A 24,216-nucleotide genomic window follows, 5' to 3' on the forward strand; every position below is an offset into this window, starting at 1 on the left:
GCACCGCCCCGAGCGGCGACTCGGAAGTTGTCGGCCCCTCCCCTCCCTCCGACGAAAGGCACAGCCGCCCCATGCCCTACGAGATGGATCCCCGCCTCGCCCGCTTCGCCGCCAACCGCACGTCGCGCCGCCGCTTCATCGGTGGAGGCGCCGCTGCGGCCGCCGCCGTGGTGCTCGGCCCGTCGTTCCTGGCGGCGTGCGGATCAGACAGCGGGACTTCCGGCACCACCACACAGGAAGGCGGACCGGCGAGCGGCACGCTGCGGATCTCGAACTGGCCGCTGTACATGGCCGAGGGGTTCATCGCCGCCTTCCAGCAGGGCTCGGGTATCACCGTCGACTACAAGGAAGACTTCAACGACAACGAGGAGTGGTTCGCCAAGGTCAAGGAGCCGTTGTCGCGCAAGCAGGACATCGGTACCGATCTCGTCGTGCCCACCGCCTTCATGGCCTCGCAGATTCGGAAGCTCAACTGGGTCAACGACTTCAGCGAAGACGGCATCCCGAACAAGAAGAACCTGCGACCCGACCTGCTCGACGCGCAGATGGACCCGGGCCGCAAATGGAGCGCGCCCTACATGACGGGCATGGTCGGCCTGGCTTACAACCGCGCCGCCACCGGACGCGACATCACCACGATCGACGATCTGTGGGATCCGGCGTTCAAGGGCCGCGTCAGTATGCTTTCCGACTTCCAGGACGGTCTGGGCATGATCATGCAGTCCCAGGGCGGAGACCCCGCATCGCCCAACACCGAAGCGGTGCAGAATGCGGTGAACCTCGTCCGCGAGCAGAACGACCGGGGCCAGATTCGCCGGTTCACCGGCAACGACTACGCCGACGACCTGGCTGCGGGCAATGTCGTGGTCGCACAAGCCTATTCGGGCGATGTGGTGCAGCTACAGGCCGACAACCCCGACCTGCAGTTCATGGTACCGGAGACCGGTGGCACCGACTTCCTCGACACCATGGTCATCCCCTACACCACGCAGAACCAGAAGGCCGCCGAGGCGTGGATCGACTTCGTCTACGACCGGGCCAACTACGCCAAACTCATCGCCTTCACGCAGTTCGTTCCGGTGCTCTCGGACATGACGGCAGAACTCGACCGGATCGACCCGAACCTGGGCAAGAACCAGCTGATCAATCCCCCGCGATCCACCCTCGACCGGATCAAGGCCTGGGCTCCGCTCGAGGATGAGCAGAAGCAGCAGTACGCCACGATGTACGCCGAAGTCACCGGCGGTTGATAGATGGCGGGAGTCGCCAGTAGCGGCCGACAGCGCAGTAGGCTCGCACCGTATCTGATGATCCTGCCGGCGTTGGCGTACTTGGCGGTGTTCTTCGTCATTCCGTTCATCTCCCTGGCGCGGATGTCTCTGTCGAAGGCCAGCGGCTCGATTTTCCTTCCGACACTGACGTTCTCATGGGACTTCGGGAACTACGCCGAGGCGTTCAGCAAGTATCAGGAGCAGATACTGCGGTCGTTCGGCTACGCGACTACCGCGACGGTGCTGTGCGTGCTGCTCTCGTTCCCCTTGGCGTATGTGATCGCCTTCAAGGCCGGACGTTTCAAGAACCTCATCCTCGGCCTGGTGATCCTGCCGTTCTTCGTGACATTCCTGATCCGCACCATCGCGTGGAAAACCATTCTGGCCGATAACGGTTGGGTAGTCGGTGCGCTGGACGCGATCGGGCTGCTGCCCGCCGACGGGCGGCTGTTGTCGACGAGTTGGGCCGTCATCGGGGGCCTCACCTACAACTGGATCATCTTCATGATCCTGCCTCTGTACGTCAGCTTGGAGAAGATCGATCCCCGACTCATCGAGGCCTCCAAAGACCTGTACTCGTCGAACACCCGCAGCTTCACCAAAGTCATCCTGCCGCTGTCGCTTCCCGGACTGCTGGCCGGCAGCCTGCTCGTCTTCATCCCGGCCGCGGGTGACTTCATCAACGCCGAGTATCTGGGCAGCACCCAAACGACGATGATCGGCAACGTGATTCAGCAGCAGTTCCTGGTCGTCAAGGACTACCCGGCAGCGGCGGCGCTGAGCATGGTGCTGATGGGCATCATCCTTGTCGGTGTCCTGCTCTACACCCGGGCATTGGGGACGGAGGAACTCGTATGACCGTCCGGGCGATGGAAGCGGCGACGAATCCCGCTCCTGGCGGCCGGGTTAGGGGCTCGCCGCGGTGGGGCGATTGGCTGCTGCGGGCCGTAGCGGGACTCGTGCTGCTGTACCTGTTCCTGCCCATCTTCGTGATCGTGCTGTTCTCGTTCAACGATCCGAAGGGCAAGTTCAACTACACCTGGCAGGGTTTCACCCTGGACAACTGGGCCGATCCCTTCAAGTACCCCGCTCTGACCGAGGCGCTGAAGCTGAGCATCAACGTCGCCGCGGTCTCCACCGCGGTTGCATTGGTGCTGGGCTCGCTGGTGGCGATAGCCCTTGTGCGGCAACGGTGGCGGGGTCAGCGCGCGGTCGACACCTTCCTCGTCCTGCCGCTGACGGCGCCCGAGGTGGTCATGGGCGCCGCCCTGCTGGTGTTGTTCCTCGACCTGGGTTGGGCGACCGGTTATACGACGATCGTGTTGGCGCACATCGCGTTCGAGGTCAGCTTCATCGCGATGACCGTGCGCGCGCGGGTGCGCGGTTTCGACTGGACGCTCGAGGACGCGTCGATGGACCTCGGCGCCAGCCCGACGCGCACCTTCTTCCGCGTGACGCTTCCGTTGATCGTTCCCGGCATCGTCGCCGCCGGGATGCTGTCGTTCGCGTTGTCGCTCGATGACTTCATCATCACCTACTTCGTCAGCGGTTCGACGGTGACGTACCCGCTGTATGTCAATGCCGCGGTGAAGGCCGCGGTGCCGCCGCAGATCAACGTCCTCGCCACGGCGATCCTGGTAATCAGCCTGATCCTGCTGGCAGCGGGAACCCTGTACCGGCGCAAGCGGATCGATGTCTAGCGGGACTTGCGGCACCTGGCAGCGTCGAATTCTGCACTAGGGCTGTAAATTCCGCGGAATCACGACCCTCCCGCAGAACTCGACGTCCAACTCAAGCCACCTCGACGGGAACCGGCGGTGTACGGGCGCCGGTGCGCGCAGCTCCCATACCGGCGGCCACCACGAAGCACATGCCGAGCACGCCGAGCAGAGCGGGCACCTGGTGCAGGATGATGAGGCCGATGGCCATCGCGAAGCCGGGTTCGAGGGCCATCAGGGTGCCGAACGCCGCGGTCGTGAGTCTGCGCAACGCCAGGAGTTCCAACGCGAACGGCACGACCGGCAGCAGGATCGCCAGGCCGATCCCGATCAAGAGGATGTCGACCGACAACCGCGGCAGCACCAGATGGCCGACGGCGAGCGTCGCCACCAAACCAGCGACCGGCATCGACACCGCCAACCCGGACAAGCCCACCACCTCGTCACCGACCCGCTGGGTCAACAGGATGTAAGCCGCCCAGCAGGCCGCTGACGCCAGCGCGTAAAGGACGCCGACCGGATCGACCTCACCCGCCCAGGGCTGCGTGAGCAGCACGACTCCGATCGCGGCCAGACCGGGCCACACCAGGCGGCCGCGTCCGCTGCCGTGCGCGACCGCGACGGCCAAGGGACCGAGGAACTCGATCGCGCTGGCAGTGCCCAAGGGAATGCGGGCGAGCGCCGCCATGAACAACAACGTGATGGCGGCAGTGACGACCCCGAGCAGCACGCACATCCGAAAAGTCGCCCAGGTGAACGCGCTTGGTCGCGGCCGCACGATGACGAGCATCAGCACACCTGCCCATGCCAGCCGCAGCCAGGCCGCGCCTTCGGCGCCGATATCGTCGATCAGCGTCACCGCGACCGCCGCGCCGGTCTGCACGGACAGCATCGCCGCAACCGCCATCAGCACCCCGCTGCGGGTACGGCTCACCATTCCTGCATTGAACGGGATGTGGAGCGGTCGCGTCCACGGTATTTCGTTCGGCAGCCAGCCGTGGCTCTGCTACAGGCGGGCGAGGCTGAACGGATAGGTGAAGGTCCCGCCCGGCGCACCGTCACAGCCGGTCGCGAACGACGATTCGAGCGTGCCCGACCGGGTCACCGCATCCCACGAATAAACGTCGCGGGTCGGGATCACCGGACCGTAGTAGACGTTGCCGCACCGCAGTCCGTCCGGGACGTCCACAGTCAAGGTGTACCGGCCATCGGCGAGGTGCGCATCGCCGTGGTAGGCGAACGCCTTCGCGATGGGTTGCGGTATCGCCTGAACGTGTAAGCAGTCGCCGGGGCAGCGCGAGATCGCCCAGAGCCACGTGTGGAAGTCGTAGCGCCCGTCGATCATCAGATGGAAGTTACCGTAGGCGGTCTCGGCGCGTGCGGTACCGGGGGCGAACAACGCCGCGACGACCAGCGTCACACCGGCCAATGCGGAGGCCACGGAACGGCGTCGGACAGGCACGGTTCCTTGATACGTCATAGCGACGACGATCGACGGCGGTGGTGCCGCTGAGCGGGATCACCTGTTCCACTGAGCGGACGCGGATCGTCATGCGCGCCGGAACCGGCCTAGGTTGATCGTTCGTCACGATCGGTGAAGGAGACGGCGATGCGAATGCCCGGTGTCGCGGCAGGTGTCGTCGCCGTGGCCGTGACGGGCATCGGGTTGGCCGGCGGCGCCCAGGCCACCGACAACGAGTGGGGCCTTAACGGCCGCTACACCGCCACCTCGAACGGCGAATACGCCAAGACCAACGAGGTGTTCCGCGACGAGGCCAGCCTGCGCAGCACCTGGACCATCACCACGACGTGCAGCTATCCGACCGAGTGCACGGGCACGGTCGTCAGCGACTTCGGCTGGACAGCGCCGATCTACAAGACGGGTGGCGTCTGGTACGTCAAGCACACCGTCCAGGACTGGATTCCGTGTCCCGACGGCACGGCGGCCCCCGGTCTCCAGGTGTTCCGGTTCGTCCCCGTCAACGAGGACGGCAGCATGACCGACCCCGCGTCGACCACACTGGCGGGTGAAGACCAGACCACCGGCCCCAGCGGCGCGTGCGGCGTCAGCAAACCGGTCTTCATCACCATGCCGTTCAAGCTCGTCAAGAACAACGGCTGACCGAATCACCCACCCGGGACCAGGAGGTCTTGCCACTTCCGCGCACCGGCGGGCGCCACCAGATCGGCTTGCCGGAACACCTGCCCGTCGGGCGTCGCGTACTGACCCGTCTGCGGGTCGTAGGGGGCGAAGGCGACGGACGGCCCGCCACCGGAACTCGAGGAACTCGGGGCCGCGGCGGGACCTGGACCTCCGGGCCGTGGCGGCACCCCTTCGCCTGGTTGGGCGGGCGGCATCGGCGTTCCCTGCACCGGACCGTAGATCCGCTCTTCGAAGTCGACCCGGTCGTCGGGTGGGACACCCTGGGCGATCAGGCCGGGATCGATCGGATACGGACCCAGCGGGTGTTGACGCATTGCCAGCGGCTCGAACGGCTTGTCACTGCGGCACATCTCGGCGGTCGGTGCGCGCTTGCCCGGTTGCGCGAGGCACGGGTAGTTGCGGGCTCCGCGCACCCCGATAGGTGAATCTTGCGGCAGCTTGCAGTACAAACCGTCGGGTGTGTCGACGATCGTCTCGTCCTCCGGTGAGCGCCATTGGTTCGGCGGCAAGAACCCGACCGTGCACGCGGGCGGGTCGCTGATCACCAGCGTGAAATCCCCCAGCGCCATGCCCGTGGGATTGTTGCGCGCCACACCGACGGTCTGCGTAGCCGCCACATACGGCGGGAACAGCACCAGAAGTTGTTCCAGCGCAGCGTGATACGTCACGCCGACCTCGCCGACCGATGTCAGGTTGGCCAACAGCACGGGCAACGTGGCCTTGACATCGTTGAACAAACGCGAGGCCTCGTTTGCCGCGCCGGGACCGGTCTCGAGGATCGTGCGCATCTGCGCGTCATCGGCCTCGAGTTGACCGGTGATGCCCGCGACGCTGCGAGCCCAGCTGCGGATGGCGTCGGCCGATTGCGCCTGACCGTCGAGCAGCGGACGGCTGTCGTCGATCAACGCTCGCGTCTTGTCGGCGATTGCGTTGCCGTCGCCGACGATCTTCGCCGACGAGTCCATCAGCGAACCGAAGTCGTATCCGGCCCCGTCCAGAGCCTTGAACGACTCGTCGAGCAGACCGCTGATCTTGTCCTTCGGAATGCTGTCGATCAGGGCGCTGACCTGATCGAGCATGGGGCCGACGGCTTGCGGTATTGAAGTCTTCTCTCGGGGGATCACCGAGCCGTCTTGCAGGAACGGTCCGTTCGTGTCATCGGGTACCAGGTCGACGTATTGTTCGCCGACCGCGGACACGCTGCGCACGGCGGCCCGGGTGTCGGCGGGAACCTTCGGTGAGGTGGTCAACGATAGCGTCGCGACGGCGCCCTCGCGGGTGGCGCGCACGTCGAGGACCTTGCCCATCTGGACACCGCGATAGGTCACGTTGGAGAACCGGTAAAGGCCTCCGGCGCCGGGCAGTTCGAGCTGCACCGTGATGCGGCCGATGCCCAGCAGCGTCGGCACCTGCATGTAGCCGAACACCATCAGCGCGATGCCGATCACCGAGGCGATGGTGAAGATGATGAGCTGATTGCGGACGAAGCGCGTCAACATCAGTTGCCGCCTCCCCCGGCGTCCGCCGCGCCGTCGGCCGCGAGGCCAGATCCGTGGTCGACGACGACTCCGTGGGAATCATCTGAGCCGTCAACGCTTTCGACCAGCGGCGGGGGCTCGGCGACCTCGGTGGGCGCCGGCGTGATCGGCGCGTTCAGCGGGTCCAGGGTGTAGGTCAAATACCAGGGATCGCCCGGCGCGGGCACCATCGGCGCGCCCTCCTGCCCCCAGCGGGTGCCGAGGAACAGCCCCCGCTTGAGTCGCGGAATGGTGAAGTCGAAAGTGATGAACTGGTTCATGTAGTCGCCGCGGATCGCACGGTCGATGAAGCTCTGCGTGTAGGGGAACGTCGGCGCATAGGCCAGGACGGTGCCCAGGTTCGGGCCCACGTCGGCGAGCGCGCGCAAGGTCGGTTCGAGGTTGGCGAGGTTGCGCACGATGTCGTCTTTCGTGTCGTTGATCAGCCCGGTGGCCGTGTCGCTGAACCGTCCCAGGCGCTCCAGCGCCTCGGTTATGCGCGGCCGTTCCTTGATCAGGACATCGAGAGCGGGTGGAATGCGTTGCAGTGCATTGGTGATGACGTCGCGTTCGGCGGCGAACGCGCCCGACATCCGGTCCATCGCGGTGATCGAGGCGTTGATGTCGTCGCGTTGGGTGTCGAGCATCCCGATGAAATCGTTCAGGCGGGCCAGCAGGTCTCTGATCTGGTCTTCGCGTCCGCTCAGCGCGGCGTTGAACTCCCTGACGATGTCCCCCATCTGCCCGAGGCCGCCCCCGTTGACCACGACCGACAGTGAGGACAGGGTTTGTTCGGTGGACGGGTACGTAGACGACCTGTCGAGTCCGATGGTCGACCCGGGTTCCAGTGCGCCGTTGGGCGACTGGCCCAGCGGTGGGTCCAGCGCCAGGTGCATCGATCCGAGCAGGCTGGTCTGCCCCACGGTCGCCACGGCATTCGCGGGTATCACGACCTCGGGCCGCACCGACACCTCGATGTCGGCGTGCCAGTTCGTCACCTTCATCTTGCCGATGCTGCCGACGACGACGTCGCCGAGCATGACCGGTGAATTGGGTTCCAGAGAGCCGACATTGGCGACCTGGACGTGGTACACCGCAGCGCCCTCACCCCGGCCCACCGTGCCCGGGAGCGGCAGCGAGTTCACGCCTTCGAACGTGCACCCGGTCACTGCGAGGGTGAGGCAACATGCCATGACGACCAGCCGGCGGATAGAACGGGTGCGCGTCATGATGGCCCCATCGGGGTCGCCGGCGGTGCCGGTGCCTCGGCGGGCAGCAACATGTCCTCGAGGGTCGTCGGGTGCGAGGCCGTCGGCGGTGGACCGGGCGGAATCGGCGCACCCGGGAAAAGCGCGGGTTGCGGTGCGGCCGGCAGTCCATGCGGAGCGTAGGCGCCGGGTGGGCCGGCCGGAGTGGCCCATCCCGCCGGCGGCGGCACGTCACCGGCGCCGGTGTACGCCGACACCGCCGGCGCGGCCTCCGGAGCCACCGGAGCGCCGCCGGCTCCCCCGGGCGCGAGCGCTGGATCCGAATAGATCAGGTTGCCTGGGCTCGGCGACTTCTGCAGGTAGGCGTTGAACGGCATCGGCAGATAGTTGAAATTGAGCAATCGCAGTGCGGGACCGAGGTATTCCGCGCACGCTTTGGACGCCTCGGGCGCCGTGGCGTTCTTCACCGCGGCGATCGACGAGCACACCAACTGCACCGGGTTGGCGAAGTTCGCCAACGCGAAGCCGCCGATCATGGTGCCGGTGTCGGGGTTGTAGATGTTGTATCCGTTGCCGATGGCGTTGGGCGCGACGTGGAGCACGTTCTCCAGGGCCAACCGATTGTCGGCGAGATTCTGTGTGACGGCGCCGAGCCTCTGGATCTGTTCGGCGGTCTGGTCTCTGCTGCCCGCGATGAACCGCTGCACTTCGCCGACGGCTTCGGCGAGGTACGTGAGGGCGGCGTCGAGATCGGACTTGCTCGAATCGATCACGCTGCTCACCGTGGCGAGGCGGTCCTGGAACTGCACGATCTGGGCGTTGCTGTCGCGGAGGGCGTTGACGAAGGTCTGGAGGTTCACGACGACGTCGACGATGTCACCGCTGCCGTCAGCGAGTATCCGGCCGACCTGCGCCAGCTGCGTGATGGTTTCGCGGAGTTTGTCGCCGTTTCCGGTCATGGCGTTGGCCGCGCTGTCGATGAACCGGCTGATCGACGTCGTCGAGATGTTGCCGCTGGGGCCGAGATCCGTCGCGAGCCGTGTCAGTTGGTCCTTGACCTCGTCCCACTCGACGGGCACCGCGGTCCGGTCGACGCCGATGACGGCGTTGTCGGGAAGCGTCGGGCCGCTGGTCTCGTAGGCGGGCGCAAGCTGAATGTAACGCGCGGACACCAGATTCTGCGCGACGATCACCGCTTTGGCGTCGGCGGGGATCGGCACGTCACGGTCGACGGATAGCCGAATGCGGGCCTGGCCTCCGTCGGGCTCGATCGCTTCGATCGTGCCGACCCGCACCCCGGCGACGCGCACCTCGTCGCCGGGATAGATCGCTGTGGCGGAGGCGAAGTACGCGGTGATGGTTCTGGCGCCGAAGAACGACTGGCGGATCACCGCGACGGTTCCGCCGACGAGCAGGCCCACCAGAACCACCAGCAGCGCGGTCGACAGCGGTTTTCGGCCGATCATCGTGACCCTCCCGGAATACCGTTGTAGGGGAAGGGGAATTCGGCCCGGGGTCCCGCGTTGTCCGGCGGCTGTCCGGCGTTCACGCCGCGGCGATAGCCCAGCGCATAGTCGAGGAACGGTTGCAGCGACTGTGCGGGCAGCAGGTTGCCGACAAACGCGTTGTAGTAGAACCCGTTGTTGACGGCCTCGCCCTGGGTGACTTGATATTTCGCCAGTCCCGAGAGTGCCTTGGCGATGTTGTCGCGGTTGCGCTCGAGCATGTCGTAGGCCGCGTTGAGCTTCTGCAGCGTCGGCGCCAGTTCCTGTTCGTTGTCGTGCACCAGACCCGTCAACTGGCGGGCGACCACCGAGGTGTTGGCGAGCAGGCTGACGATGGCGTACCGGCGGGTCTCGAGAACACCCATCAGGTCGTTGGCGTTGAGGATCAAGGTGTTCAGCTGCTCGCTGCGCTCGGACAGCACGCCCGTGACGTCGGCGGCACTCTTGAGCAGCCGGCCCAGCGACTCGTCGCGTCCGTTCAGTGAGCGCGACAGCCGGCTCAGCCCGTCGAAGGTCGGCCCGAGTTGCGGCGCGATCCGGTCGATCGTGTCGGAGAGCGTGTCGAGGGCCCGATTGATCGATGCGGTGTCGGTGTCGGCTGTGTTGGCGGTGAACTCGCTGACCGCCTCGGTCAGGGAGTACGGCGAAGAGGTCCTCGACACAGGGATGACGTACAGCGGCTTGACCCGGTCATCGCCGGCCGGTTCCAGGGCCAGGGTGCGCTCCCCCAGCAGCGTGCCGGTGCGGATGTGCGCCGTGGTCTGCGATCCGAAGCGGACCTTGCCGTCGACGGTGAACGTCACGAGGGCTTTGCCCTTATCCAGGGATACATCGGACACCGAGCCGACCGTCATACCCGAGACCTTCACGTCGTTGCCGGGCGTCAGACCGCCGGCCTCGGTGAACATCGCCTGATACCTGACGGCGGTGGCCCACGACCACAGCCGCTCGGGTTGCAGCCCCACGGCGATGATCAGGACGATGAGAACAACGCCGATGAATCCGGCTCGAATCAGCGGTGAGGCACGGTATTTCAGCATCAGGGCTCCCCGCATCGTCCGTTGTTCTGCAGGATCCAGGGAAAGTGCGCGGTGCGGCCCTGGAGGTCGGTGACCCTGACCGATATTCCGCACAGGTACTGGTTCAGGAAGCTGCCGTACGCGCCGAGACGCACAAGCTTCTTGTAGTTCTGCGGCGCCTTCTGTAGGGAGATGTCGAGAAGCGGTATGTCCTTCTCGAGCAGCGGAGCGACGCGGTTGAGCTGGTCGACGCTGCCGGCCAGCGGCGGCCGGGCCTGGGTCATCAGATCGGCGAGAGAAGCGGTCCCGCTATCCAGTGCGGTGATCGCCTCTCCGATCGGATCACGATCGGCGGCCAGGCCGGTGATCAACTTCTCGAGGCGGTCCACCGCCCCGGAGAACTTGTTCCCGTCCTTGGCGATGGTGGCCAGCACCGCGTTGAGGTTGTCGATCAGGTTCCGCACGGTCTCGCCGTTGTCGGCGATCGAGTTGGAGAAGGATGCGGTCTTGGCGAACAGCGATTCGAGGTTCCCGCCCTGGCCCTGCAGGATCTGGATCAAGGAGCGGGTCAAAGCGTTGACGTCGTCGGGGTTCAGGCCGCGGATCACGGGCTTCAGCCCGCCGAGAAGGAGGTCGAGATCCAGGGCCGGCTCGGTGCGGTCGGCGGGGATCTGTGAGCCGGGTCCGGCGACTTTCGTCGAGCCGGGCCCGTCGAGGAGTTCGAGGTAGCGATCCCCGACGAGGTTGAGGTAGCGCACCGCGGCTTTGGTTCCTGAGGTGAGCACGATGTCGGAGGAGGCGTCGAAGGTGACCACGACGGTGTTGTCCGGTTGCAGGGAGACGTCGTGGACGGTGCCGACGCGGATACCCGAAACCCGCACCGAATCCCCGGGTTTGAGGTCGGAGACGTCGGTGAACACCGCGGAGTAGTCGTGCGCGGACCCGGTGCGGTACTGGCCGAAGATTGCGAACAGCGCGGCGGTGAGCAGCAGCATCACCGCGCCGAAAATGCCCAGTTTGATCGCTGTTCCCACGCCGCTCATCCCGGTTGTCCGATCTGCGAGGAGTTGCGGGGCGGACCGTCGATCGGGCCGAACAGCGCCTGCTTGAGCGCATCGGAGTTCAGCAGGATGCCCTGGTTGCCGTACTGCGCGCGGCTGGCGTCGATGTCGCTGACGACGTAGGGCGCCCGGGTTTCGTAGCCGACGTCGGGCAGTCCCGCGCACTGGGGCCCGCCCTTGGCCGCGACCTTGGGCAGGTTCTGCGGATAGCGGTAGCGTTCGGAGCCCAACACGAAGGAGTCGAGCAGCAGCACCCCGGGCACCGGCGAGGGTGCAGCGGTGGCCAGCGGGACCATACCTGCCAGAACGCAATTCAGCGCTGGGTGGTACTGGTTGGTCAGGTCGGTCGTCGGCACGAGGAGGTCGAAGACGTCGGTGATCGCCTTGCGGTTGCCGGCGAGCACTTCGTCGCCGATGTCGGCCAACCCGATCGTGCTGAGCAACAGGGTGTCGAGGTCCTGCTGTTTGTCGACGATCGTGTCGCTGATACCGGTGGCGTTGTCGACGATGGCCAGCAGGTCTGGGCTGGCGTCGGCGTAGGCCTCGAGAACCTCTGGCAAGACCGCGATGTCGTGACTCAGATTCCCCAGACTGGGATCGATCTTCTCGAGCATCGTGTCCAGATCGGACAGCGTCTGCCCGAATTTCTCGCCGCGTCCGCTCAGGCCCGATGCCAGCGACCCGAGCGTCTCGTTGAGTTTGGCGGGTTCGATGCGGTTCAGCACCGACACGATTTGTTCGAAGATGGTGTTGATCTCGACGGTGACGTGATCGGCGTCAAGGATCTGGCCGGCACGCAGCGCCTGCGGCGAGGGGTCCGGAGGCGGAACGAGCGCAACGGATTTGGCGCCGAACACCGTCGACGACGCGATGTCGACGCGCACGTTAGCCGGGATCAGTTCCATTGACGAGGGATCCATGGCGAGGTGGATCGCGGCTCGGCCGTCGGGAAGGGGCTCGACCGAGTGGACAGTGCCCACCTGAGCGCCGTGCAGCTTGACCCTGGCGTCGGGGTTCATCACCAGGCCGGCGCGGTCGGTGATGACGGTGACCGGTTCGGTCCTGGTGAAGTCGCCGCGGAAGAGCGCGACGGCAAGAGCGACGACCGCGGCGATCGCGATGATTGCCACGAGTCCCGCCACCGGTCTTGCAAATTCGCGCGGCTCAGCGGGCACCGACGTCTGCTGCTTGTTCGTCAACGTGCCACTATCCCGACAGGTTGAAGTTGCCGTTGGAACCGTAGATGGACAGGGATACCAGCAGGGTGACCGACACGACGATCACCAGCGAGGTGCGCACCGCGTTACCGACGGCAACGCCCACACCCGAGGGCCCGCCGGAGGCGAAGTAGCCGAAGTAGGTGTGAATCAACAAAATCGTGATCGCCATCAACACCGCCTGCAGAAACGACCACAACAAATCGATCGGATTCAAAAACGTGTCGAAATAGTGGTCATACAGCCCCCCGGACTGACCGAACAACACCACCGTGGTGAACTGCGACGCCACAAACGACAGAATCACCGCAATCGAGTACAGCGGGGTGATCGCCACCATGCCGGCCACAATGCGCGTGGACACCAGATACTCCACCGGCCGGATCGCCATCGACTCCAACGCATCGATCTCCTCATTAATACGCATCGCACCCAGCTGCGCGGTCACCCCGGCCCCGAACGTGGCCGCCAACCCGATCCCGGCCACCGTCGGGGCCGCGATCCGCACGTTGATGAACGCCGCCAAAAACCCGGTCAGCGCCTCGATACCGATGTCGCCCAACGACGAATACCCCTGCACCGCCAACGTGCCACCGGCAGCCAGCGTCAAGAACCCCACGATCGCGACCGTGCCGCCGATCATCGCCAATGTCCCCGCGCCCATGGAGATCTCGGCGATCAACCGCACGATCTCCTTACGGAAATGCACCGACGCGTGCGGCACCCCCGCCAGAGCACGCAGATAAAACAACATGTGATCGCCGATGCGACCCAAAAAGTCCACCGGTCGCTTGGCCTGACGGCTCAAGCGCGGATACGTCGTGCGCAAAATCGTTGCGGTGCCCATCGAGAGCCGCTAACCCGTCGTCATTTGGATGCCGATCGCGGTCACGACCACGTTGATCACGAACAACGCCATGAACGCATACACCACCGTCTCGTTGACCGCGTTACCGACCGCCTTGGCGCCACCACCGGTGATCGTCAACCCGCGAAAACACGCCACCAGCCCGGCGATCAGACCAAACAACGCCGCCTTCACACACGAAATGATCACCTCGGGCACCCCGGTCAACAGCGTGATCCCAGCCGCGAACGCGCCCGGGTTCACATCCTGGATGAACACCGAAAACGTGTAACCACCCAGGATTCCGATGATCACCACCAGGCTGTTGAGCAGCAGTGCGACCAACCCCGAGGCCAACATGCGCGGGGTCACCAAGCGCTGGACCGGGTTGATGCCCAGCACCTCCATCGCATCGATCTCCTCGCGGATCGTGCGCGACCCAAGATCGGCACACATCGCCGTCGCACCGGCACCGGCCACGATCAACACCGTCACGATCGGGCCCACCTGGGTCACCGCACCAAACGCCGCACCCGCACCCGACAGATCAGCGGCACCCAACTCCCGCAACAAGATGTTCAACGTGAACGACACCAGCACCGTGAACGGAATCGCCACCAACAACGTCGGCGCCAACGACACCCGAGCAATAAACCAACACTGCTCCAAAAACTCCCGCCACTGAAACGGCCGACGAAACACAAACCGCACCGCATCAGCCGACATCGCAAACAACGCCCCGACCGCCTGCATCGGCCCAGCCAGATTCCGCAACGGCGGCAGACCCGCAGACCACCGCTCCGGTGCGTCGGTTGCCATTACCCCACGACTCCGGTCAGCGACGTCATCGCGAAACACCTGACGGGATCGCCGGCGACATCGGGCCTCCTGCTTACGCGCGGGCACGTCGACGGCCCGTCTCTCGATCGGCAGCGTCGCAGTCAATCGCTCAGCGGCACAGTGAGCGTCCCGCTTACCGGGACGCCCGATGAACGGAACAACCACCTGCGGTCGGATATGCGCGTGGCAAGCTATGGGGCGTGACCGACACCGCAGCCTTCATCGCCCGCGTCGAGAGCGACCTCCGTGAGACACCCACCCCCTCCGGTGTGCTGCGCTACTACGACGTCGGTGACGGTCCCGTTCTGCTCTTTCTTCACGGCTCCGGGCCCGGCGTCACCGGCTGGCGCAACTTCCGCGGTGTGCTGCCCACCTTCGCCGAGCATTTCCGTTGCCTGATCCTGGAATTCCCGGGTTTCGGGGTCAGCGACGACTTCGGCGGCCATCCGATGATCACGGCGCAGGGCGCTGTCGTCCCCTTCCTCGACGCGCTGGGCATCGATCGCGTCAACATCGTCGGCAACTCGATGGGCGGCGGCGTGGGGATCAACTTCGCAATCAGCAACCCGGACCGCATCGGCCGGCTGGTCACGATCGGCGGCATCGGCACCAACATCTTCAGTCCCGGCCCGAGTGAGGGGATTCGGCTGCTCCAGGAGTTCACCGAGGACCCCACCCGTCAGCGGTTGGTCGACTGGCTCAACTCGATGGTGTACGACCAGTCGCTCGTCACCGAACAACTGATCGAGGAACGCTGGCAGTTGGCGACCGATCCGGAGACGCTGGAGTCCGCCCGGCGCATGTACGGCAAGAAGGCCTTCACGCAGATGATGGCGTTCATGCGCGGCAGCGATGCGCCGCTGCCGTGGGCGCAGATGCACAAGGTCGCCGCACCCACGCTGTTGACGTGGGGGCGTGACGACCGGGTCAGCCCGCTGGACATGGCGCTGATCCCGATGCGCACCATTCCCAACGCCGAACTGCACGTGTTCCCGAACTGCGGGCACTGGGCGATGATCGAGGCCAAGGCTGCGTTCGAGAGCGTGGTGCTCGCGTTCTTGAGCCGTCGGTGACCGGTTAACCCAACCGGAGTGGTATCGAGTGGAACGCTCGCGCCCAGGCAGACGTGATTCTCTCCGGCTCACCGGCGAGTTCGCATTCTGGGAAGCGCTCAAACCATTCGGCGAAGGCCAAGCGGGCCTCCATTCGAGCGAGCCCGGAGCCCATGCAGAAATGTGGGCCATGACCGAATGAGGCATGTCGCTTAACACGTCGCGTCACATCGAAGCGTTCCGGATCCGGAAACTCACGATCATCGTGATTGGCTGCGCCCCAAACCAACATGACGCGCGATCCAGCGGGGATCTGGACGCCGTGGAGCTCCACATCGCGCGTGGCGGTTCGAGGCAGGGCCTGGTGGGCGCCTCTATACGGATCATCTCCTCGATGGCCGACGGCCACAGCGAGGGGTCGTTGCGCACCAGGTCGAGCTGTTCAGGGTGGTTCAGGAGAAGAAGGAGACCCGAACCGATGACGCTGGCCGTCGTGTCATTACCGCCGAGGACCAACAGCAGGCAGAATCCCAGTAGCTCCTGGTCGCTGAGCCTCTCGCCGTCGATCTCCGCGTCAAGAAGTGCGGTCATCAGGTCTTCGCGCGGGTGGCGACGGCGCTCCTCGAGCAATTCGGCGAACATCGCATAGATGTTCATCGCGGCCTCGAGGGCTTTGTCGGTGTCCAAACCGATGAACGCCTCGGTCCAAGTGCGCATGGGTGCGAGATACCGCTCGTCGAGGCCGATCATCCCGCCCACTGCCACGCTGGGAATGACAGCCGCGTAGTCGTGCTGAAATTCGCAGACATCCTTGGCCGCGATGTCGTCGAGCAGAGCTCCGACGCACTTCTTGATTTCGTCCTCCATCGCTGCGACGCACCGCGCGGTGAAGGCCCGCGACACCAGTCTGCGAAGAGCGCCATGTCGTGGCGGATCGATGAAGATGAGTTGGGGAAGTAGATCGTTTGCCTCGGATACGCGGCTGGAGAAAGTCTGGTGGTCGGCCGCCGCGGCCCAGACATCGGCGAACCGGGTGAACGCGTAGAACTGGCCGTCCGGGTCGCGGTAGACCGGATGGTGGTCTCGCATCGTGCGGTACACATCCCAGATCTCGTCCTGGAACTTAGAAGTGGACGGGTCGTAGACGAATTGTGCACCGGCCATGCGCTAGGGCCTCCGTTCGGCCCCCAGTAAAGGAGAGCCGTAGATGTGACCTACGGAACGGACCTTAGAGTGCGGACTCGCGGGACGACCGGATGCGCCCACTGAGCGGGAGGACGGCCTCTCAGACGACGCGTCACGACGCACCGGTCACTCGATCCGGCATCGAGACCTGCTGCGCGACAAGAGTATCGGCGCGCTCTGCAAAGTCGAGCACATGCTCGCCGATGACGCGGACCCGTTCGAGGGTGAGTCGGCAGTAGGGCTGCGCTGAAACTGTCAGCACGACATTGCCTTCGGGATCGAAGATCGGCGCGGAGATGGTCGCGAGCTCGCACTGGTCGATCTGAGGCAATTCATCGGGAAGGAAGTCGACGACCGTCAGGTCGGCAACGGCGCCGGCCAGGCGTACCGCCACGGGGTCCGGTGCGCCGCCGTCTTGCACAGCCAGAAGCGCCGCGAAGACTTTCAGCAGAGGACTGCTGAGCCGTTCGATCCCGTACCCCCGCCGGCAGATCTCGTCGAGCACCTTGGGCATCCGCGCGCGGTAGACGTCGTTGACCGGACCTGCGGCCGTCATCCAGTCCTGGCGTGCGGCAGCGGGCGCCCACGCGACGAACTCCCGGCCGAACGGCGCGACGAAGGGCAACCGCTGCCCGGCCTGTACCTGGGAGCGGCCGCCGTTTGGAGCGGCCGTTTCGATGACGGCGATCTGGCCGTCGCGCACCTCGGAGATACATGCCGCCATCCCCAGCGTTGAACACAGTTCCCATAGTGGGTCGCGTAGTGCGTCCGACGCTGGCGCGTTGACGGTGGGCATGCGAGGAAACTCGCTGCCAAGGCAGAATTTCCCACTGAGCGGGTCACGCCGCACCCAGCCGCCCGCGGACAAGGTGGCCAGGATGGCGTGCCCGGTCGATCGACTGATGCCCAGCTCACGGCATATTTCGGCCAATGTCCAGGGCCTCGCGGACGGACGCGCCAGTAGCTCGACCACATCGATGACACGTCGGGTCGGTGGAGAGGGGTCTTGACCCGCACGCGACGAGCGTCCTACCTTGGCGTTCATATATTCGGCAGCTTACGTCGAATACTCGTTACCCGCTATACGGAGGCCTGATGCCGGGCGTTGCAGTGCCCATCGACGACCTCACGGCCCCGGTGCTCAGCCACGAGCAGCGTGAGATCCTCGGCTATCTCGACGGGCTGACCGTGGACCTCGATCCCGAAACGCTACTCGATGAGGCGATCGAGAAGACCGGGCTGGAAGATTTCGGGCACAACGACTTTCGGCTACGGCTCGAGGTGTATGCCGCCGCCGCCGATGCCGACGCCGGCAACACCAATCTCAACCGCCTGATCCTGCACAACCGGATCGTGCGGCTGCTGTCTCAGCGACTGCTGCTGACCGATCTGCTCCGCCGATATCCCGAGATCCACGACATCGAAATCGAGCGCCCCATCATCGTCGTGGGCCTCCCCCGTTCGGGGACAACGCATCTGGTGAACCTCATCGCGGCGGACACCCGGCGGCGCGCGCTGCCGTATTGGGAGAGCCAGGAGCCGTTCCCGCTGCGCGGTGAGGGTCCCGACGTCAACGGCGTGGATCCGCGGTTCGCCCGCAGCGTTGCCGAACACGAGTCCGCGACGGTGATGACTCCACTGGTCCAGGCGATGCACGACCGGTTCCCACAGGCGATCGAGGAGGAGGTCGAACTCCTCGACCTCGACTTCGCCAGCTACGTGCTGGAATGGCACGCCCGGGTGCCGCGGTGGCGCGACTTCTATCTCACTCTGGATCAGGACCAGCACTACGGCTACCTACGGACGATCCTCAAGGCGTTGACGTTCCTGCGCGGTCCTCGGCAGTGGGTGCTCAAGTCGCCCCAGCACTGCGAGCAACTCGGGCCCCTGATCCGCACCTTCCCCGACGCCACGGTCGCTTTCACCCACCGTGATCCCGTCGCCGTGATCCAGTCGGCCGTCACGATGCTCGCCTACGGAGACCGCGTGCGCCGCAACGCGATTGAGCCCGAAGGCCTCGTGGAGTACTGGATCGACCGGATCGAGCGCCTGTTGCGGGCATGCGTGCGCGACCGCGGGCTGGTCGGCCCTGAGCAGAGCATGGACATCTCCTTCCATCAGCTCAACGGCAACGAGATGGCGATCCTCGAGCAGATCTATGCCGCCAACAAAACGCCGTTGACGTCAGACACGCGAGCGGCGTTTCGCGGTTACCTGGACGACAACCCGCGCGGCAAGCACGGGCTGCTGCGGTACGACCTCGAGGGTCATTTCGGACGGTCGCCTGACGAGGTCCGTTCGCGCTTTGGGTTCTACTTCGACCGTTTCGAGGTGCGGCCAGAAGCATGACCGCCTACGAGCCGATCTACCGGAGCCGGCCGGGAGCCGACGACATCGTCGGCGCGGGTGCGCCCGCCGAAGAGGTCAGTCCGGGGATCTGGCTGTCGCCAGGACTGTCGAACTCGTACATGCTGACGACCGACGAAGGCCGCATCGTGCTCAACACGGGCATGGGCTTCGAGGGTCCGGTGCACCGCGCCAACTACGACGCGGTCGACAACTCGCCGGTCCGCTACGTCATCCTCACGCAGGGACACGTCGACCACGTCGGCGGCCTCGATACCGTCGCCGACCCTGCCAGCGAGATCGTCGCACAAGCGAACTGGGAGACGTGGCGGCGCGACAACGAACTGCTGGCGCCGTTTCGCGCGCAGAACTCCGGCTTCGCGTGGGTCGAGAAGGTGATGGACACCATCGATCGCACAACCGCGCGGTTCGGCACGGTTCCGCCCCAGAGTGTGCCGGTTCCCACGCTCACGTTCGACGACGAACTCGTCATCGAACTCGGCGGTCGCCGCCTGGAGCTATACGCCACGCCCGGTGGTGAAACCACCGACAGCCTCGTAGTGTGGCTGTCCAACGAAGGTGTATGCCTGTGCGGCAATGTGTTCGGCGCCCTGTTCGGGCACATCCCGAATTTGGTCACCATGCGCGGTGATCGCTACCGCGACGCACTGACCGTCGTCGAATCCATCGACCGGGTCCGCGCCCTTGGTCCGCACACACTGCTGACCGGGCACTTCGGTCCCATCGTCGGGAAGGACCGCATCGAGTGGGAACTGACCCGCCTGCGCGACGCGGTGACCTATATCCACGACAAGACGGTCGACGGCATGAACGCCGGCAAGGATGTGCACACGCTGATGCGCGAGGTGGAGCTTCCCACGGAACTCGAGGTCGGTCAGGGCTACGGGATGGTGCGGTGGAACGTCCGCGCGATCTGGGAGAACTACGCCGGCTGGTTCCATCACCGATCCACCACCGAACTCTATGCCGAGGATCCGGACCGGGCCGAGGCCGACCTCCTCGAACTCGCCGGTACCGCAGCGGTTCTCGGGCGCGCGCGTGCCCTTTTTGACGCCGGCGAACCCGTCCGCGCGATCCGGCTGGCCGAGATCGTCAGCCGAGCCGAACCCGACGACACGGAGGCCAAGCACTTGTTGATCACCGCGCACGACGCTCTCCTGCACGCCAGTACCAATTTCTGGGAATCGGCCTGGCTGCGTAGGTCGATCGCGGCGCTGTCATGACCGGCCGTGTGTCGTTCGACTTCACGGGCGCGACGGCGCTGGTCACCGGAGGCACGAGCGGCATCGGCCACGCCACGGCGTCGCTCCTGCGCGACAGCGGAGCCCGAGTGACCGTCACCGGCACTCGAGCCCGACCCGAGGACTACGACGTCGATCTGTCGGGACTGGAGTACCGGCAGCTGACCCTGACCGACGCCGCCGACCTCGATGCGCTTGCCGAATCGTTCACAGCGCTCGACATTCTCGTCAACAACGCCGGCGCCAACTTTCCCGGCGGGCTCGACGAAGCCACCGTGGAAGGTTTCACCGCGTCGGTCGAGCTCAACCTGTTGGCACCGTTCCGATTTACCGAACGGCTCCACGGCGCGCTCAAGGCGTCGAAGGCCGACGGAGGCGCAAGTGTGGTGATGCTGGGCTCGATGGCCGCGATACGTGCAGTACCGGTCGTACCCGGATACGGCTCGGCAAAAGCGGGCCTGCTCTCTCTGACTCGCAACCTCGCGGTCCGATGGGCATCAGACGGTATCCGAATCAACGCCGTCGTCCCCGGAGTCGTTGCCACCCGCATGACCGCGCCAATGGACTATGTCCCAGAGCTCAAACAGGAACAGATCGATCACATCCCACTCGGCCGGTTCGCCCGGCCGGAAGAAATCGCGAGCCCGATCCTGTACCTGTGCAGCGCCAGTGCGTCCTATAGCACCGGGTCGGCGGTCGTCGTCGACGGCGGCTACAGCGTGCTCTGAACGGCCGACGACACCGACAGGAGGGAACACGCACAAATGCGAGCAGCCATCATCACCGCTCCCGCAAAGACCGAGATCCGTGAGGTGCCACAGCCTTCGGTCGGACCAGACGATGTGCTGGTCAGGATTCGGGCATGCGGCATCTGCGGGTCCGACAGCCTCTACATCTCGATGGGCGGCCTGCCGCCGCGACAGGGCAGTATGCCGATCGGCCACGAACCGGCTGGCGAGGTGGTCGAGGTCGGCGCCAATGTGCGCGATATCAACGCCGGCGACCGCGTCGTAATCAACCCGATGGCCGTTCCCGACGACATCATCGGCAACGGCGGGTCCACCGGTGCGCTGGCCGACTATCTGCTGATCAAGGATGCGGTCCGCGGCCACAGCCTGGATGTCATCCCCCATCACATCCCGTATGAGGTCGCGGCCCTCAACGAGCCCATGGCGGTGGCGCAACACGCCGTCAACCAGGTGGCGCCGCGGCGCGGCGACCAGGTGGTGATCTTCGGAGCGGGCCCGATCGGTCTGGGCGCCACCATCACACTCAAGTCGCGGGGTGTGAAACACGTTGTGGTGGTGGATATTCTGCCAGATCGTCTGGACAAGGCGTTGAAGGTCGGCGCTGACGCCGTCATCAACTCCGCAGCCGAGGACCTGTCCGCCCGGCTGATCGAGCTGCACGGCCCCGGTGATTCGATGTGGCCCGATAGGGCGGGCACGAACATCTTCCTCGACGCCGCGGGGGTGCCCGCGGTGATCGACTCGGTCATGGCCGTGGCGCAACGCGGCTCCAAGCTCGGTGTCGTCGCCGTTCACAAAGAACCCGTCAGCGTGGACATGATGAACGTCATGAGCAACGAGCTGACCATTGTCGGGTCGATGGGCTACCCGGATGAGATCTTCGAGGTGACCAAGGACATCGTCGAGAACTGGGAGAAGTACCGCGTGATCATCAGTCACACGTTTGACTTCAACGATTTCGAGGAGGCTCTGCGCTGTGTGGCCACCCCGGGTATGGCGGACAAGGTCGTCATCACATTGAGTTGAGCTGTCAACGGTACGAAAGCGTTGGCCTCATGCGAGATCCTCTGTGTCGGCGGCGATTGGCGCGGCCGGGGCAGGTTCACCGGCCAGGCCCGCGTCGAGCACCGCATGGGCGTACGGGTGTCCGTCGAGCACCCGGCTGGTGCGGCTGGTGATCTGCCATTCCCCTGCGACTCGCGCGAGCGCGAAGTGGTTCGCTGTTGCCCGCCAGACGCGATATGCCTTCTCATCGTCGCTGTCTCGCAGCAGCACCAGCGATTCACACACCGCGACGGCGGAGTCGCCGTTGACGGACACCACTGCGGGGCCGAGAAAATGGCAACAGCCGCGGGCGACCAGCTCCTGGTGTGAGCGTGACTTCACCATCGCGCGCACATCCCGTCGACCGTTCATCTGCCAGCCCTCGACATCGTAGGTGCCGTCGAGAGCCCATAGCTTCGAGGCATTGTCGGCATTACCGGCATCGACAGAGGGGCCGTAGGAAGCGATGATTTTCGCAATTGCGTGCTCGTCTTCGAGCCGCTGCAAGCGCGCCAGAATTTCCGGATCGGTCACGTGCTGTCCTCCAAGTCGCGCAGTCGTGCCAACTGGTCACAATAGTGTCGCGCGCTGGCCGACCGGACCGTGCACGTGATCGCGGTAGCTCCGGCGTCGCGCAACTTCGACAAGAGCGACCGCGTACGCTTCGGGTCGGATTCGGGGTCGACCGACGTCGGTAGCAGCACCTCGAACCCCTCGGACAACTGCACCTTGGTGAGCATGTCGCGGACCGCGTCGTATGTCAGCCCGAAAGGCATCCAACCGTCGGCAAGCTCAACGGCTCGGCGCAGAGAGCCCATGCTGCGACCACCCACCCAGATCGGTACTCGTCGTTGCTGAGTGTGCGGCAGCACCGTAACGCCTTGGTAGTCGTAGAACTGCCCGTGATACTGCGGCGTCGAGGTGGACAGTGAGGCGCGCAGCGCGCGAATCGCATCGTCCGCGCGTGCGGCGCGGTGTTCCCATGCGGCGCCGATCAACGCGAATTCCTCTGTCAGGGAGCCGATTCCCACGCCGAGCACAAGACGGCCACCGGTGACCACGTCAAGCGTGCCGTAGCGCTTGGCGATTTCCAACGGGTGGTGGTAGCCGAGGACGAGCACCGAGGTAGCCAGCCGAATCCGTTGGGTGTGTGCAGCCAGATATCCGAGAGTGGCCAACGGGTCCCAGTACACCGCGCCGCGGGTGGCGGCATCGGCGGACGGGATCGCCACATGTTCGGAACAGGTGAGGTAGTCGAAACCGAGCCGGTCGGCGGCGGTGGCGATCATCGCCAGGTCATCGATGCCTGCGTCGGCTTCCCACGGCGCCGCGACGCCGGGGACTTGCACGACGACGGGCGTCGAGAGCCCAAGCCGCACAGTCAGTGTGCACCCGCGGTCAATGCTTTGATCATCTCGTGTGACTCGAGTACAACCCGAGCGCGATCGGGGGCACTGTTGGCCTCAGCTCGCGCAGCGTTCCCGCCGGCCACCCAAACTGGACCGTCAGAAAGTCGCGCGAGACCTTCGGCGGCCACCTCGGCCGGCTCGTTGACGAGAATCCCCGGCGCATCGAAGTTCAATCCCACCCGGGCCATCGCCGGGGTTCGCGTCACCCCCAGCACCAACTCGAGAACATCGACGTCGTGTTCTCGCAGTTCCAACCACAGGCTCTCGGCGAATACTCGCGAGAACGCCTTGGCGCCCGCGTAGATGGTATGGCGCCATGCCCCCATGTATCCCGAGAGCGACCCGACGATCAGGATCCCTCCACGGCGCCGATCCACCATCGACCGTCCATAGTGCTGTACCAGGCCGAGCATGCGCGTGACGTTGAGATCGATGACGTTCTGGAAGTCACCGAGATCAGCGTCGAGGAAAGGTTCGTTGCAGGTGCTGGCTCCGGCGTTGTAGATCAGCAGCCCAACCTCGAGGTCGGCGGTCGCTTCGGTGATACGCGCGACCGCTTGCGGGTCGAGGAGATCGACCGACAGGTTCCGCACGTCCACGCCGAGGGCTCGGCAGCGCTGCGCGGTCTCTTCGAGCGGGCCGGGCTTGCGCGCGATCAGCACCAGGTTGATCCCGGACTTCGCGAGCAGCCACGCAAATTCCGCGCCGACCCCCTCTGACCCCCCGGCGATTACCGCCCACGGTCCGTACCTACTCACATCAACCATGTCGTCGTCCTATCGGGGTCGGATTGAACTTGTCC

25 protein-coding genes and 1 pseudogene are annotated in these 24,216 nt (G+C 65.3%); 9 read left to right on the top strand and 17 right to left on the bottom strand.

The features are described 5' to 3' along the window. The first annotated feature begins 71 nt into the window (after window positions 1–71). The 3 genes from CEX87_RS06375 to CEX87_RS06385 are packed head-to-tail and all read left to right on the top strand — an operon-like array spanning window position 72 to window position 2,971. The gene (locus tag CEX87_RS06375; RefSeq protein ID WP_066808685.1) at window positions 72–1,250 is read left to right on the top strand and encodes a polyamine ABC transporter substrate-binding protein; all 1,179 of its coding nucleotides are present in this window, start codon (window positions 72–74) and stop codon (window positions 1,248–1,250) included. 3 nt (window positions 1,251–1,253) lie between these two features. Then, the gene (locus CEX87_RS06380; RefSeq protein WP_066808682.1) at window positions 1,254–2,129 is read left to right on the top strand and encodes an ABC transporter permease; all 876 of its coding nucleotides are present in this window, start codon (window positions 1,254–1,256) and stop codon (window positions 2,127–2,129) included. Then, the gene (locus CEX87_RS06385; RefSeq protein ID WP_094286461.1) at window positions 2,126–2,971 is read left to right on the top strand and encodes an ABC transporter permease; all 846 of its coding nucleotides are present in this window, start codon (window positions 2,126–2,128) and stop codon (window positions 2,969–2,971) included. The genes CEX87_RS06380 and CEX87_RS06385 overlap by 4 nt, the downstream gene beginning before the upstream one ends. Before the next feature lie 91 nt (window positions 2,972–3,062). Here the strand turns inward: CEX87_RS06385 and CEX87_RS06390 are convergent, their stop codons facing one another. Next, on the bottom strand, window positions 3,063–3,926 hold the full coding sequence (locus tag CEX87_RS06390; RefSeq protein WP_094286463.1) for an EamA family transporter: 864 nt from the start codon (window positions 3,924–3,926) through the stop codon (window positions 3,063–3,065). Between the two features lie 69 nt (window positions 3,927–3,995). After that, complete coding sequence (locus CEX87_RS06395; protein WP_416171891.1) at window positions 3,996–4,430, bottom strand: hypothetical protein; 435 nt, start codon at window positions 4,428–4,430, stop codon at window positions 3,996–3,998. 168 nt (window positions 4,431–4,598) lie between these two features. On the opposite strand from CEX87_RS06395, the gene CEX87_RS06400 reads away from it, so the two are divergent. Continuing rightward, complete coding sequence (locus tag CEX87_RS06400) at window positions 4,599–5,111, top strand: Rv2253/PknI dimerization domain-containing protein (protein WP_198957167.1); 513 nt, start codon at window positions 4,599–4,601, stop codon at window positions 5,109–5,111. Between the two features lie 5 nt (window positions 5,112–5,116). Here CEX87_RS06400 and CEX87_RS06405 read toward each other — a convergent pair whose 3' ends face one another. The 8 genes from CEX87_RS06405 to CEX87_RS06440 are packed head-to-tail and all read right to left on the bottom strand — an operon-like array spanning window position 5,117 to window position 14,346. Next, complete coding sequence (locus CEX87_RS06405) at window positions 5,117–6,652, bottom strand: MCE family protein (RefSeq protein WP_094286465.1); 1,536 nt, start codon at window positions 6,650–6,652, stop codon at window positions 5,117–5,119. Then, complete coding sequence (locus CEX87_RS06410) at window positions 6,652–7,899, bottom strand: MCE family protein (protein ID WP_094286467.1); 1,248 nt, start codon at window positions 7,897–7,899, stop codon at window positions 6,652–6,654. Before CEX87_RS06410 ends, CEX87_RS06405 begins: the two co-directional genes overlap by 1 nt. Continuing rightward, window positions 7,896–9,344: an MCE family protein gene (locus tag CEX87_RS06415; RefSeq protein WP_094286469.1), complete on the bottom strand. Its 1,449-nt coding sequence runs from the start codon at window positions 9,342–9,344 to the stop codon at window positions 7,896–7,898. Before CEX87_RS06415 ends, CEX87_RS06410 begins: the two co-directional genes overlap by 4 nt. Further along, window positions 9,341–10,423, bottom strand: coding sequence for an MCE family protein (locus CEX87_RS06420; RefSeq protein ID WP_094286471.1), 1,083 nt, complete (start codon window positions 10,421–10,423; stop codon window positions 9,341–9,343). The genes CEX87_RS06415 and CEX87_RS06420 overlap by 4 nt, the downstream gene beginning before the upstream one ends. Then, window positions 10,423–11,445, bottom strand: coding sequence for an MCE family protein (locus tag CEX87_RS06425; protein WP_094286473.1), 1,023 nt, complete (start codon window positions 11,443–11,445; stop codon window positions 10,423–10,425). The genes CEX87_RS06420 and CEX87_RS06425 overlap by 1 nt, the downstream gene beginning before the upstream one ends. After that, entirely contained in the window at window positions 11,442–12,662 is a 1,221-nt protein-coding gene (locus CEX87_RS06430; protein WP_233151303.1) for an MCE family protein, read from the bottom strand. The genes CEX87_RS06425 and CEX87_RS06430 overlap by 4 nt, the downstream gene beginning before the upstream one ends. Window positions 12,663–12,669: 7 nt before the next feature. Beyond that, window positions 12,670–13,527 carry an MlaE family ABC transporter permease gene (locus tag CEX87_RS06435; protein ID WP_094286475.1) on the bottom strand — a complete coding sequence of 286 codons (858 nt, stop codon included), beginning with the start codon at window positions 13,525–13,527 and terminating at the stop codon, window positions 12,670–12,672. 9 nt (window positions 13,528–13,536) lie between these two features. Next, window positions 13,537–14,346: an MlaE family ABC transporter permease gene (locus tag CEX87_RS06440; protein WP_094286477.1), complete on the bottom strand. Its 810-nt coding sequence runs from the start codon at window positions 14,344–14,346 to the stop codon at window positions 13,537–13,539. A gap of 221 nt (window positions 14,347–14,567) precedes the next feature. Here CEX87_RS06440 and CEX87_RS06445 point away from each other — a divergent pair, with 221 nt between their 5' ends. Then, window positions 14,568–15,440, top strand: a complete 873-nt coding sequence (locus CEX87_RS06445) for an alpha/beta fold hydrolase (RefSeq protein WP_198957168.1) — start codon at window positions 14,568–14,570, stop codon at window positions 15,438–15,440. 4 nt (window positions 15,441–15,444) lie between these two features. On the opposite strand, the gene CEX87_RS27945 is transcribed toward CEX87_RS06445, so the two are convergent. The 4 genes and pseudogenes from CEX87_RS27945 to CEX87_RS27950 form a co-directional block, all read right to left on the bottom strand. Next, entirely contained in the window at window positions 15,445–15,753 is a 309-nt protein-coding gene (locus CEX87_RS27945) for a cytochrome P450 (RefSeq protein ID WP_158220758.1), read from the bottom strand. Next, window positions 15,645–16,583 (bottom strand): cytochrome P450, encoded by a 939-nt coding sequence (locus CEX87_RS27065; RefSeq protein WP_142301073.1) that lies wholly within the window; start codon window positions 16,581–16,583, stop codon window positions 15,645–15,647. Before CEX87_RS27065 ends, CEX87_RS27945 begins: the two co-directional genes overlap by 109 nt. Before the next feature lie 133 nt (window positions 16,584–16,716). Continuing rightward, the gene (locus CEX87_RS06455) at window positions 16,717–17,400 is read right to left on the bottom strand and encodes an IclR family transcriptional regulator (protein ID WP_233151304.1); all 684 of its coding nucleotides are present in this window, start codon (window positions 17,398–17,400) and stop codon (window positions 16,717–16,719) included. A gap of 51 nt (window positions 17,401–17,451) precedes the next feature. Continuing rightward, window positions 17,452–17,649, bottom strand: a pseudogene (locus CEX87_RS27950) (helix-turn-helix domain-containing protein); the annotation flags it as partial. A gap of 50 nt (window positions 17,650–17,699) precedes the next feature. Between CEX87_RS27950 and CEX87_RS06460 the strand changes: the two are divergent. From CEX87_RS06460 to CEX87_RS06475, 4 genes are read left to right on the top strand one after another with little or no spacing between them, the layout of a single operon-like run. After that, entirely contained in the window at window positions 17,700–18,953 is a 1,254-nt protein-coding gene (locus CEX87_RS06460) for a sulfotransferase family protein (protein WP_094286483.1), read from the top strand. After that, the gene (locus CEX87_RS06465; RefSeq protein WP_094286485.1) at window positions 18,950–20,194 is read left to right on the top strand and encodes an alkyl sulfatase dimerization domain-containing protein; all 1,245 of its coding nucleotides are present in this window, start codon (window positions 18,950–18,952) and stop codon (window positions 20,192–20,194) included. Before CEX87_RS06460 ends, CEX87_RS06465 begins: the two co-directional genes overlap by 4 nt. After that, window positions 20,191–20,940, top strand: a complete 750-nt coding sequence (locus CEX87_RS06470; protein WP_094286487.1) for an SDR family NAD(P)-dependent oxidoreductase — start codon at window positions 20,191–20,193, stop codon at window positions 20,938–20,940. Before CEX87_RS06465 ends, CEX87_RS06470 begins: the two co-directional genes overlap by 4 nt. A 36-nt stretch (window positions 20,941–20,976) precedes the next feature. Beyond that, window positions 20,977–21,987: a zinc-dependent alcohol dehydrogenase gene (locus tag CEX87_RS06475; protein WP_094286489.1), complete on the top strand. Its 1,011-nt coding sequence runs from the start codon at window positions 20,977–20,979 to the stop codon at window positions 21,985–21,987. A gap of 27 nt (window positions 21,988–22,014) precedes the next feature. Here the strand turns inward: CEX87_RS06475 and CEX87_RS06480 are convergent, their stop codons facing one another. The 3 genes from CEX87_RS06480 to CEX87_RS06490 are packed head-to-tail and all read right to left on the bottom strand — an operon-like array spanning window position 22,015 to window position 24,181. Next, on the bottom strand, window positions 22,015–22,539 hold the full coding sequence (locus CEX87_RS06480; protein WP_094286491.1) for a nuclear transport factor 2 family protein: 525 nt from the start codon (window positions 22,537–22,539) through the stop codon (window positions 22,015–22,017). Next, window positions 22,536–23,384, bottom strand: coding sequence for a TIGR03619 family F420-dependent LLM class oxidoreductase (locus CEX87_RS06485; protein WP_064393859.1), 849 nt, complete (start codon window positions 23,382–23,384; stop codon window positions 22,536–22,538). The genes CEX87_RS06480 and CEX87_RS06485 overlap by 4 nt, the downstream gene beginning before the upstream one ends. 2 nt (window positions 23,385–23,386) lie before the next feature. Then, a complete protein-coding gene (locus CEX87_RS06490) occupies window positions 23,387–24,181 on the bottom strand; it encodes an SDR family NAD(P)-dependent oxidoreductase (RefSeq protein ID WP_094286493.1) in 795 nt (264 codons plus the stop codon). Window positions 24,182–24,216 lie beyond the last annotated feature (35 nt).

This window comes from Mycobacterium lehmannii, from assembly GCF_002245535.1.
GTDB lineage: Bacteria > Actinomycetota > Actinomycetes > Mycobacteriales > Mycobacteriaceae > Mycobacterium > Mycobacterium lehmannii.